Source organism: Vibrio hepatarius, assembly GCF_043642085.1.
Taxonomy (GTDB): Bacteria; Pseudomonadota; Gammaproteobacteria; order Enterobacterales; family Vibrionaceae; genus Vibrio; species Vibrio hepatarius_C.
Genome location: NZ_JBHZSA010000001.1, coordinates 145,344 through 157,549, shown reverse-complemented (window position 1 = coordinate 157,549; position 12,206 = coordinate 145,344). Strand labels below are relative to the sequence as shown.

Here is a 12,206-nt window from a genome sequence, read left to right as displayed (position 1 = left end):
CTAACGTGAACTGCGCGCCGTCATCTAAATCGGTGTCGTTTGCTAATACATCCACGGTCACGGTGCTGTTTTCGTTCACCGCACCGGTGTCTGCGTTCGCGATTGGTTGGTCATTCGTACCTTGAACAACTACAGTTACAGAGCCTGTAGCCGTACCATCTACCGAAGTAACATCGAATGACAACTCGATCTCTTCACCTTCCGCGAGTGATTGAACAGTGTCACTTTCATTGTTTATTGTGAACGACCAGTTACCTTCACTATCTACTGTGAATGTACCGTATTCATTAGTAACAGATGTAGGTTGAACAAAAGCCTCTCCTTCATCTACGTCAGCGATGGTTAACTTGCCTGATGCAACCTGTGACGATTCGCTATCCTCGACAACCAAGCCTGAATCATCGCTTACTGTTGCAGGATCATTAACCGGTGTAACACCAATATTTACGATTAGCGTATCTGTACCACCGTTGCCGTCATCGACTGTCACTTCAAAGCTATCAGGGCCGTTGTAGTTTTCATTTGGCGTATAAGTCCAAGAACCATCTGGATTTACGGTTACAGAGCCATTAGACGGAGAAGAAGTTTGGGTAAATGTTAGTGTGTCGTTTTGGCTTGCATCTGTCGCGGTTAACTGGCCGCTGATTGGCGTATCTTCCTCTGTCACAACAGCTAAGCTTTCACCTAGTGGAGAGCTGTTGGAGTCGACAAAGATAGGATCGTATAAACGGAATTGCTCTAGTAGAGACAGGCTTTGTGTTTCAGATAGGCCTAATGACGCAAAGCCGGTAGTAACGAAATCGGTTGACGCGATAGTTTCGGTGCCATCACGCTCTACACTGCCTGAAGCCGTGAGGCTTGATCCACTTTGACCACCTGCGGCAGTTGCAAAGTCTTCACCCAACTGCGTCGGGTCTTGGCCTTCTTCTAAAGCAGCAAAGATGTCATCGATCTCTGCTGTAAGATCTTGTGGTACACCACTATCATCGACCAAGCTTACCTGAGGTGATTGTTCCTCAATCGCATTCGGGTCGAAAATTACTTCACCTGGTTTTGGTAGCTCGCCTTCACCTAATACTCTTAGATTTCCATTGATGTCGATTACGATAACTTGGTTAATACCTGAGTTACCCATTGCTACGTAAGTACCAAATCCCATACTAAAGCCCTTTATCCTTGACTAACTACAACACCTGTCTACGGTTACACGACAAATGTTTGACTGATTATAGATTCACTTGCTTTATAAATTATCATTTTTCGGGCTACAGCTAAAACATTTAATTCATAGTTTTTAACATTAAACACGATACAAGTTGCATTTCTCATCATTGAGATTCTGACTTAAGATCTCATTTTTTGGCCAATTTTAAACAGAACGACATGCATTTGTATTAAATTTGAGACAAGCATGCATTTACACCAATAATTAACACTTGGTTAACAGTAATTTACCTAAATGCATTAGTTTTCTTATTCCAAGAGTGTTACTTTATTGGCGCTATTGATGGATATGTATCGAATTTGAGACAGTGAATTTGATTACTATCCTCTGCGAAGAGCACTTGAGGAGAACCAAAGTGAATTGGAATAAGTTGAAAGTACTAAGCTGCGCGGTTGCACTTAGCTTTCCAGCACATAGTCAGACACTAGAGCAAGCAGTCGCTCATACAATTACAACCAATCCAGAAGTTAAAGCGTCGTACAACGAATTTAGAAGCAAGTTTTTTGATTCTGAAGCATCATCCGGTGCTTATATGCCAAGAATCGATTTAGATGCTGGTATTGGGTATGAAGCTATCGACCCAGCAACTAACACACCTGAAACTGAGCTTACTCGTAAAGAAGCTACTCTTACGCTTACGCAGTTGCTTTGGGATGGTTCAGCGACATTAAATGATATGGATCGAACGTCTGCGGATGCTGAATCGGTTCGCTTCCAATTACTTTCTGACGCTCAAGACATTGCTTTAGAAGTAACGAAAATCTATCTCGATGCGACAAAAGCTTATGAAGTGCTCGCGCTTTCTGAAAGTAACCTAGCTGTGCATAAAGAGATCTATCGAGATATTAAAAAGCGCGTAGACTCCGGTATTGGCTCTACAGCTGATATGTCTCAAGTAGAAGCTCGTCTCGCAAAGGCCCACGGTAACCTACTTGCCGCTCAGAACAATCTATTTGATGTTCACACCCAATTTAAACGTATCGTTGGGCAAGCTCCTCAGGGTCTAATTTTCCCACGCGCTGATGAAACTGCGATCCCTTACACGGTAGATGAAGCAATTGATACGGCATTTGACCAACACCCTGTAGTGAAAGTCGCTCAGGCAGATGTTGACTCTGCTCGCTTCCAATACGACCAAACAAAAGGCGTTAACTACCCGACACTTTCTATTGAAGCAAACCAAACATGGCGTGATGATGCAGGCGGCATTGAAGGCAGCAGTGATGAGTTCTCAGCGATGCTTCGCATGCGATACAACCTCTATAACGGCGGTTCTGACTCAGATCGTTCGGAAAGTGCAGCTTATCAGTTGAATAAAGCGAAAGACTTCCGCGACCGCACTTACCGCTCTGTTGAAGAAGGCCTGCGCTTATCTTGGAGTGCTCTGGACTTAACGGTTCAACAAAAAGAGTTCTTATCAGACCACGTAGACTCGGCATCTGATACTGTTATCGCTTACGAAAAGCAATATAAGTTAGGTAAGCGTACCCTACTTGACCTTTTAAACACGGAAAACGAACTGTTTGAAGCTCGCAAAGGCTACTTGGACGCTAAATATGACGAACAGTACGCTAAGTATCGAGTGATGAATGCAACGGGTAACTTGCTTGCATCTCTACGTGTTGACACCCCTGAAGAGTGGAATGAGAAGGTAGAATACTGATATGAACAAATCACTACTAACAATGGTTATTGCTGCGACAGTATTTACCGCACCACTAAAAGCAGAGGATGCATACGAATACAAAGAGACACCAAAACCAAACCAAGTTGATGACTTACTTGATGACGACAAAGACGGCGTTATTAACGCGAGAGATTTATGTCCTCAAACCCCTGGTAAAGCGGATATTGATAATGATGGTTGTGGTACTTACATCAAAACAGAAGAAGAGATGAATCTTCACATTCTGTTCCAAAACGATTCTTCTGTTATTCAACCTATGTTCTTAGCGCAGATCAGAGAGATGTCTGAATTCCTAGAAGCGTACCCGTCGACTTCGATTGAGCTTCAAGGTTACGCGAGTAAGGTTGGTAAAGCCGAGTACAACCAAAATCTTTCAGAGCGACGTGCAGAAGCCGTACAGGCAGCCTTACTCGACAATGGCGTTGCTTCTTCACGCGTACGTATTGTCGGTTTTGGTGATACCAGGCTCGACGAACTTGGTGATGACGAAGTCAGCCATGCAATGAACCGTAAAGTTGTTGCGACAGTGATTGGCCATAAAGGTAACGTGAAAGAAGAGTGGTCTATCTTCACTAAAATAGAAAAATAGCGCAAATTGTTATTTTAAGGGGGCTTATGTCCCCTTTTTTATTTGGCTTTTCAACGATGAGTGTTACTCTAGCAGCGAATTGACTTACGAGATTTTTCCAATGAGCAAATTAACTTCTGATATTCAGGCAAACCTTGAACTATTCGTAGCTGAAACCAAGCAAAACAAACTTGTTTGGGGTATGCGTAATGAAGAAGGCTGGCTAGCTTGTGACTCAACAGAGTTCGAAAACAGTGAGGTTATGCCTTTCTGGTCATCACAAGAAGACGCAAAAGCACATAATGTTGAAGAGTGGGCTGACTTTGAAGTTCTAGAGATTCCACTTGATATTTTTGTTGAAGATTGGCTACTTACTCTTGCTGAAGATGGTGTGCTAGTTGGTACTAACTGGAATGACCAACTTGAAGGCAAAGAGATGGAACCTTCAGACTTAGCAAAATTATATCTTGATTAATCGATACTAGAAAAGCGCCCAGATCGGCGCTTTTCTTTTTTCAACGCCATTCTCTACTCACCTCGCATTTCTCCCGTTCCTATCGACAATACATTGTACTCTATTTGTTTTACGCTCTAAAATACTGGAAACAATTAGAACTCCCTAACAATGAGCCATCAATTCGTCAGCTACATTCTTATTTTTATATGTACCCTACTTTCAGTGCCGTCTTCTCTCGCTAGTAATGACTGGCAAAAATGGGAGCTCGCTTTTCATGAAGTCTCTGCTAAAAGTGACAGCCGCGCTCTTATTATGCTTGAAGATCGCTACAACGCACTGCCTGCTGGTTTTGAAAAACTCTACATAAGCTCAAAAATTCACAGCTTCATGGTACTAAGGGGCCAGCCCTATCATGGGAACCAGATAGCATTTAACCAAGACTATACCAACCGAGAGCAACTGTTCATCGCTGCGCTAAACGCAGAAAAGCAGCTCAACTTCTCATTAGCGTTAAATAACTATACTCAGCTCCTTTCTTACGCAAACCAAGCCAATGATATTCAGGGAAAAATTTTGTTCGAATATCACCTTTGCCGTTCGCTTAACAAACAGGGACAGTACCAAAGCGCTAACCTTTATTGCAGTTCTCTACAAACCCATCTTGAAGACGTTAACCATTCGCTGTTACCCAAATATCAAGCACTGAGAGTGATTGCGAACAATTTCGAATCAATTGGTGATTACCAAACAGCATTACAGTCTTATCAAGAGTACCTCACGATTCTACCGAGTAGCGTTGATCCTTCTGGGGTGTACAATGATGCGGGGCTATTGTTAATGACTTTGGGTCAAATAAACCAAGCGACAGAGTACCTCAATATCGCCTTAAAAATTAGGAATGAGAACAACTCACAGCTCGAACTTGCCCAATCTCATCATAGTATGGGGAAGATTCTACTTGCAGCAAAAAACTATGAGTCGGCTGTTCATCATTTCACTCAAGCAAAAACGATCCTTACTCTCTATCAGCACAGCTATGGGCTTACCTATGCTCTTCTCGGTTTAGGTCAAGCGAGTCATTTTCAAGGTGAGTACGCGCAGGGCCATGAATTGCTGCTAGAAGCGTTGGAACTGGCATCAATACAAGGCAATGACCAACTTAGAGGTGAAATATATTTAACCTTAGCGTCTTCTCATCAAGCGCAAGGGAAATACATCTCTGCCAACAGCTTTGCGAATAAAGCGCACCTTCTTGGCCAAAAGATAGCAAGCGTTGAATTAAATACTTCTTCGTTGAAAGCGCTGGCTTCCATCGCTGAATCACAGCAAGACTATCAACAAGCCCTCACTCTATACAAAGAATACACAACGTCAGAGTTGTCAAAGCGAACCATGCAACATCAATCAGCTTATATTGCACTAGACAGCACGCAACGGGAGTATCAGCAGCAAGCCGTTCATTTAAAATCCATCGAGGAAAATCGTGGCTTAGTTACAAAGATCGATAAACTCAACTCCTTAAATACAATTTATCTAATTGTGATCGCCCTGCTATGTACCGTGATGACAGTGTATACATGGAAGATTAAACAACGAGCTCGCGAAGCTGAGTTGGACCACCTGACCGGAGCAATGAACCGAGCGGCTGCAATACGCGAGATTAAGTCAGTTCCTAAGCTATTCAACCAAGAACAAAAGCACTTACTGGTTTTACTCGACCTAGATGACTTTAAAAGCATTAATGACAATTACGGCCATCCCACTGGGGATAATGCATTGGCTCACGTTGCTGAAATTATCAATAGCCACCTCCACGAAGGAGACATATTTGGCCGGTTAGGCGGTGAAGAATTCGTCGTTATTATCAGAGAAGTTGATGAGTTAGATGTGCTAGAGAAGGTAGAGTGCTTGCATCAGGCTATTTCACAGATACCTTTTGAAGCCGAGAACAAAGAGAAGGTTAACGTGACTGCAACCTTCTCGTATCTCACTACTTCAAAGAGCCTTGATGATTTTGATGAGCTCTATTCAATATTGGATCAGGCTCTGTATCAAGCCAAAAAAAATGGCAAAAATTGTATGATTGACGCGTTAAACGAGCCTATTTATCTGCCGGCTTCTGCTTACGCACCAATTCAGCCATGATCTGCTCTCGGTTATCAAGGTAGCTATTTAAACCAACCTTACGCAACTCACAGGATGGGCAATCGCCACATCCATCACCAATGATGCCATTGTAGCAAGTCAGTGTTTTTTCACGCACCAGTTGCAAGGCATCATATTGGTCTGCTAACGCCCAAGTTTCAGCTTTGTCTAACCACATAAGCGGTGTTGCAATCTCAAGAGCACGATCCATGCCTTGGACAAGCGCATTGTTCATCGCTTTAACAAAATCATTGCGACAATCTGGGTAACCAGAAAAGTCCGTTTCACACACACCAGTAATCACTGTCTGTGCGCCAATCTGGTAGGCGTAAATCCCAGCTAAAGTAAGAAATAGGATGTTACGGCCAGGAACAAAAGAGTTAGGCAGGCCGTTTTCTTGCAGTTCATGAGAAACTGGAATGTCATCACGTGTTAGAGAGCTGATTGCTAGTTCATTAAGCAAGCCAACATCCATCACTTTGTGCGCAGCGACACCCAACTCTTTTGCTAAGTTCTGCGCGACTTCAATTTCAAGCTTATGACGCTGACCGTAATCGAATGTGATCGCATGTACTTCATCGAACTCTTTTAGCGCTTGCACTAGGCAGGTAGTCGAGTCTTGACCACCACTAAATACTACAACGGCTTTTTTCATCTTAATTTCCTTTACGCAATGCTGAGGTATTTGTGAGTTTGAATCGACAAACGCCAATTGCGCGCAACACAAACATCAATACATAGTTGGGTGGCTCGTGGCTTTTGACTGATCGGTTGAAGGGCAATTGTTGTCTTATCAGAAACCTGAGCTCTTTCAATAAGCTCATCTAGCTGATCGATGTCTTTTTGAGTTGCAACTGGGTGCTTGATTTCATTGGCACGTAACAATGCACTATCAAGTACTGGTAACTTACCTTTCATTGCCACCTTTGGTGACACTGTCACCCAAGTATGTGTCGTCGTAAACACCTCAGACGTTCCACTGGTTTCGATCTGGCATTGACAACCCATATCTTCAAACGCCTGAGTCAAAGGTCGCAAATCATAGATACAAGGTTCGCCACCAGTGATAACAATATGCTTGGCAGTGTAGCCTTGCTGCTTGTACTCATTAACAATATCTTCCGCGCTAACACTACACCATGTCGGTGAATCTTTGGTCTTAGCGAGAATTTCATTTAGCGGGCGCTCATCAGTCGGAGTTGCATCCCATGTTTGTTTTGTGTCGCACCATGCGCACCCTACCGGGCACTCTTGCAAGCGAACAAACACTGAAGGAACGCCTGTAAACACGCCTTCACCCTGAATGGTCTCGAACATTTCGTTAATTTTGTACAATTTGATCTCAGCCTAACTCATCTACTAATTTCTGCAGGAACGAGACATTAAAGGGTTGGGCAAGCTAGGTCAACCCATTCATAAATTGATCAATCCAACTCAAGCGATTATGCTGCCCTCTTTTGTCAAATTTTAACTCAACGTTTTTAGGTAAGAGATGTACAAACTGATCGCTCTGGATATGGATGGCACCCTGCTAACCAGTGACAAGACCATTTCACAAAGAACTCACAGGCAATTGCTCAAGCGAGAGAGCAAGGCGTTAAAGTGGTGCTAGCATCGGGACGCCCTCTCGATGGCATGCAAGCCAAAATTGATGAACTTGATATCACTGGCGAGAATGAGTTTATCGTCTACTTTAATGGCTCAATGGTAAAAGAGATTGGCAGCGGCAAATTGATTCATTCCGCGATGATTTCAGGTCGAGATGCAAAGCGCGTAGCGACTCTGGCTCATGAACTTGGTGGATACTGCCATGCGTTCAGTGCTGAGCTAGGTCTTATCACGCCAGAGTTAAACGAATTTACTAATATTGAAGCAAGCATCAACCAGATCCCAGTAACCGTTAAAGACTTTGATGAGCTCGAAGACAATCATCCTATTATTAAGGCGATGATAGTGGCGGACCCTGACACGCTTACTCGAATTAGTAGAACGCTTCCAGAACAATACCGTGAAGAATTTACCGTTGTGCAGAGCGCGCCAATCTTTCTAGAGTTTCTCAATAAAGAAAGTAACAAAGGCGTTGGTGTTAAAGCGATTGCTGATCACATGGGTATCAGCGCAGAAAACGTGATTTGTATGGGTGATGCAGAAAACGATCACCACATGATCGAATATGCAGGCTTAGGCGTTGCAATGGAAAACGCGATGGAAGAAACCAAACGTATCGCAGATATAATTACCGCAAGTAACAATGATGATGGTGTTGCAGCAGTAATCGAAGCTTTTGTCTTAGCTCGATAGGAGATCGGAGGCTCCGCCTCCGACAAATTATACCGATGGTAATGATAAAATAATTTAGTCTACAAAAACAAATAGTTATACGACACCCCGCTTGTAACTGATATTATTCATCCTCGTTTATTATTTCTACAGGCTGGATATATGTTTACCGATTTATCTATTAAGAAGAAAATCGTTCTGCCCGTTATTTTGATCATATTACTTTTTACCACTAGCTCCGTTATAAATGTCATCACATCCCAGAGCCAAGCTCGACTATCTAATTCGATTCAACAACACTACCTACCCGCCTTATTTACGCTTGAGGACGCCTATCGAGACTTATATCAAGCGACTTCAGCAGTTCAAGCTCTTGTACTAGCAACTTCAGAAAAAGAAATCGAGCATCACCGATTTGAATACAAAGACAATGCTTATAAAGCGATACCTAGAATGGGAAGCGTATTAGAGCTAGTTGAACTTAATTTACTACCTAAGTCAGTGGAACAAGATATAGACCACCTTGTTAGTCTAGGCAAGAACTGGCTTGCAAGTTATGAAGTATTTATAAATACGCCAGAATCTCAGTGGCAATTGTTCTACGAGAAAAATAAAGGAACATTTGATCGCCAATTCATAGAGGTACGCCAGCAACTAAACGTAGTTAAGGATGCGATTGAAGCAGCACGTAGTGAAGCTCAATTAAAAAATGAAGCAGCAGCAAAACAAGCAGAATTAACATTAGAAATTGGTACGATAGTCGTTATTTTAATCGCTCTGTTAACCTGTTGGTTTTTAGTTAAAGTGATAGTCAAACCCGTCGAAAACATCACACGAGCGATGAACGACATTGCTTCTGGAGATGGCAATTTAAACCAACGAATTGTAAGTCAGTCGAAAGACGAAGTCGGACAACTTGCTGAGGGTTTCAATATATTTGTATCAAAGATACAAAACACCATTGAACAAGTTATAGATAGTGCGGCCTCTGTCCGCGCAGAGATGTCACACCTTACTAGTGTTGCTCAATCAATTTCTAATTCAACCAATCACCAACAACGCGAAAGCGAAGTTGTTGCCTCAGCGGTACATGAAATGCAAACCACAAGTCATTTGGTCAGTGAAAATGCAAGTAATGCTGCTGAAGCAAGCCATGGAGCTAACCAAGAAGTTCAATCAGCAAACCTAGTGCTAGAATCAACCGTGAATTCTATTCGAGCACTCGCTACTGATATCGATAATGCTAGTGGAGTGATCCACAAATTAGACCAAGATGTTACAAACATCGCGTCGATACTCGATGTTATTTGCGGAATTGCTGAGCAAACCAACTTACTTGCTCTTAATGCCGCTATTGAAGCAGCTCGCGCTGGTGAGCAGGGTCGCGGTTTTGCAGTTGTCGCAGACGAAGTGCGCTCCCTTGCAAGTAGAACACAACATAGTACCGGAGAGATTCAAGCAATGATCGAACGTTTGCAATCGGGTGCCAACCAAGCTGTAAACGTTATGCAAGCAAGCAAAAATAGCAGCGAATCTACTATTTCATCGGCCCAGTCGGCAACCGAATCACTACACGAAATCCTGACCGCTATCAGCAAAATGAATGAAATGAACACTCAAATTGCAACTGCTGCATCTCAGCAAAGTTCTGTTAGTGAAGAGGTTAACTGTAACGTACAAAAAATTGCGGACAGTAGCATTGCTATGGTTGAAATGGTTGGTTCCGCAGATCAAGCGATCTGTGCTCTCGAAAACCAATGTGAGCGATTAGAAGAACTGGTTTCACAATTTAAGTGCTAGCACGAAATTCACGACCAAGCCGACTCAAATTAGATTCGGCTCTTACTAGCTAAGGTAAAAAGGCAGCCATACGCTGCCTTTTTTATTCAGATCAATTAGCGCTTAAACTTGGTATAGATGCGAATGATCATTACAAACAACAATATCAATATTGGATAGCGGAGCGTTTCAGCAATTAATGACTGTAAGCCACTGTGAGACAACGTTGTCACCAAGCGATCCCAAACAAGATCTAAAGCAATGGCCAACAGAGCAGCGATAGCGATAGCCATCCCTGAAGCTCTAGTGTGGTCATCCTTAAGCGTCGCGACCAAAGCACAAACAGTGATCGTGATGGCCAACCAATAAGTGAACGCAGGAATTGGCCAGAAGAATGTTAATACTGCCGTCAACACAACCAATGTCAACCAAACGGCTTTAGATGATAAGGTCTGGATGAGGTTTATATCTGGCTTCACATCCAATCGAATCATATGCCACGCACAAAGTGCACCAAGAATTGCGCCACTCACGCTATCGATCAAAAACGCAGCCCCATTGTAGAATCGAGACAAACTGAGCCAGATAACAATACACAATAAGATTACAGACCACCGATTCACGGATAATCGCTTACAAGCATGTAATACCCATATACCCACACAAAACCATATGGACATGGATAAGCTTGGTAAACTGTACCCGTAGCTATGTGCAACCTCTACAGCGGGTATATATACATGCGGTCTTGGATGGTTAAAACCTTGCTGAGCTATCAAGGCGAGAAGCGATGTTACTGTAACCGCAAAAAACACTTTGTAAGCAAACTGCTTTCCAAACTTCCAATAAATAAGTGGGATAACAACAAGCAATAGAGTTGGAGTTGCTAGTACCCCGCCCGCATAAAATATGTACTCAATAATCGAACGTGTTTCAGAGGGAAGTCGATGGATCGCACTTTGAGCTTGTACCATCCAATCCAACTCTATCTGATTGATCTCAGGGGCGGCTTCGACAAGGTTTCCAACATAAACGACTGGTTGATCGGTGGCACTAGGCAAGGTGTCAATTAGCCATTGTAGTTGCTCGGGGAACCGGTATCTGTGCGCAGGTACTACTCCAGGATCGATCAAGGTAGCCGACGCAACTTCGATACCATAGTGTGGTGCAAACCAAACCGGTAGCTCATTACCATCAAGATGGTTGTTAAACTGAAAAGCAACAATATCTGAGTCACTCACGCAGTCGTAGAATACTGCTTCCTCTGTACGCCCTAACTCACCAGCAATTGAGACCACAAGCCCAGTTTCTTCCCAAGTTTCACGCTGCGCGGCCAAAGCTGGGTCTTCCCCTTGAAGAATGGTTCCGGCAGGTAACGAGAGCTTTTTGGTCAATATTTCATTGACCATTACGACTTTATCATCAGACCGGATTACGCAAACTGCCCCTTTAAGATTGGATGCTTCATTCGCTGAGGCAATAGGTAGCGAAGTAATCAAGAACAAACCGAGAAGGAATATAAAAAGGTTTCGAGTCAGTGTCATAATGTCCATGATTTAAGAGGTAACGGCTTTACGCATCCAATGGATGTGATGGTTAAAGCCCGAGTGGTTATAAAATTCAATAGCAAGTTGGTTGAACTCCCATACTTCAACGAAGATTTGTTTAACACCATACTCTTCAAATCGAGTTTCGAGTTCGCAGCAAAGACGCTTAGCTATGCCTTTCTCTCGATAGGTTGGCTTTACATAAAGCTCATCGATACTTCCCATTTGCACAGGTTGACTCACAGTCGATACAAGCTCGCAAAAATGTCCGGAGATAAAACCGACGACACTTTCGCCTCTGCACGCCACTAAAACTATACATTCAGGGTCATCAATGTAACGTGCAACGCTCTTCTCTTGCTCGATTTCGTGTGCACTTTTAAAGTGTTCCGGGCATTGGCGATGATGTTCATCATGCAACTCAAACATTTGATCGTTGAGCTGCTCTAAGTCATTCATCAACGCCGCGCGAATAGCTACTTTCTGCATAAATATTTTCGCGTAACGAATAAAGTCAT

General features: G+C 43.1%; 10 protein-coding genes and 1 pseudogene. 6 read left to right on the top strand and 5 right to left on the bottom strand.

Annotated features, from left to right (window positions below; genetic code table 11):
- A partial coding sequence (locus tag ACHUFZ_RS00730; protein ID WP_394125445.1) for an Ig-like domain-containing protein occupies window positions 1–1,159 on the bottom strand: 1,159 nt, incomplete at its 3' end.
- Between the two features lie 421 nt (window positions 1,160–1,580).
- On the opposite strand from ACHUFZ_RS00730, the gene ACHUFZ_RS00725 reads away from it, so the two are divergent.
- The 4 genes from ACHUFZ_RS00725 to ACHUFZ_RS00710 all read left to right on the top strand — a co-directional run bounded on the left by ACHUFZ_RS00725 (window position 1,581) and on the right by ACHUFZ_RS00710 (window position 6,082).
- A complete protein-coding gene (locus tag ACHUFZ_RS00725) occupies window positions 1,581–2,888 on the top strand; it encodes a TolC family outer membrane protein (protein ID WP_394125444.1) in 1,308 nt (435 codons plus the stop codon).
- Between the two features lies 1 nt (window position 2,889).
- Window positions 2,890–3,501 carry an OmpA family protein gene (locus tag ACHUFZ_RS00720; RefSeq protein ID WP_394125443.1) on the top strand — a complete coding sequence of 204 codons (612 nt, stop codon included), beginning with the start codon at window positions 2,890–2,892 and terminating at the stop codon, window positions 3,499–3,501.
- A 100-nt stretch (window positions 3,502–3,601) separates the two neighbouring features.
- On the top strand, window positions 3,602–3,955 hold the full coding sequence (locus tag ACHUFZ_RS00715) for a DUF2750 domain-containing protein (protein WP_394125442.1): 354 nt from the start codon (window positions 3,602–3,604) through the stop codon (window positions 3,953–3,955).
- A 150-nt stretch (window positions 3,956–4,105) separates the two neighbouring features.
- Window positions 4,106–6,082 (top strand): tetratricopeptide repeat-containing diguanylate cyclase, encoded by a 1,977-nt coding sequence (locus tag ACHUFZ_RS00710; RefSeq protein ID WP_394125441.1) that lies wholly within the window; start codon window positions 4,106–4,108, stop codon window positions 6,080–6,082.
- Here the strand turns inward: ACHUFZ_RS00710 and queC are convergent.
- Window positions 6,039–6,737: a 7-cyano-7-deazaguanine synthase QueC gene (queC, locus tag ACHUFZ_RS00705; protein WP_394125440.1), complete on the bottom strand. Its 699-nt coding sequence runs from the start codon at window positions 6,735–6,737 to the stop codon at window positions 6,039–6,041. The genes ACHUFZ_RS00710 and queC overlap by 44 nt on opposite strands.
- 11 nt (window positions 6,738–6,748) lie before the next feature.
- Window positions 6,749–7,417: a 7-carboxy-7-deazaguanine synthase QueE gene (gene queE, locus ACHUFZ_RS00700; RefSeq protein ID WP_394125439.1), complete on the bottom strand. Its 669-nt coding sequence runs from the start codon at window positions 7,415–7,417 to the stop codon at window positions 6,749–6,751.
- Between the two features lie 157 nt (window positions 7,418–7,574).
- Between queE and ACHUFZ_RS00695 the strand changes: the two are divergent.
- A pseudogene (locus ACHUFZ_RS00695) lies at window positions 7,575–8,383 on the top strand (Cof-type HAD-IIB family hydrolase).
- A 141-nt stretch (window positions 8,384–8,524) separates the two neighbouring features.
- Window positions 8,525–10,162, top strand: coding sequence for a methyl-accepting chemotaxis protein (locus ACHUFZ_RS00690; RefSeq protein WP_394125438.1), 1,638 nt, complete (start codon window positions 8,525–8,527; stop codon window positions 10,160–10,162).
- A gap of 95 nt (window positions 10,163–10,257) precedes the next feature.
- Here the strand turns inward: ACHUFZ_RS00690 and ACHUFZ_RS00685 are convergent, their stop codons facing one another.
- Window positions 10,258–11,685, bottom strand: coding sequence for a bifunctional NUDIX hydrolase/phosphatase PAP2 family protein (locus tag ACHUFZ_RS00685; RefSeq protein ID WP_394125437.1), 1,428 nt, complete (start codon window positions 11,683–11,685; stop codon window positions 10,258–10,260).
- Between the two features lie 12 nt (window positions 11,686–11,697).
- The gene (locus ACHUFZ_RS00680; RefSeq protein WP_394125436.1) at window positions 11,698–12,177 is read right to left on the bottom strand and encodes a GNAT family N-acetyltransferase; all 480 of its coding nucleotides are present in this window, start codon (window positions 12,175–12,177) and stop codon (window positions 11,698–11,700) included.
- Window positions 12,178–12,206 lie beyond the last annotated feature (29 nt).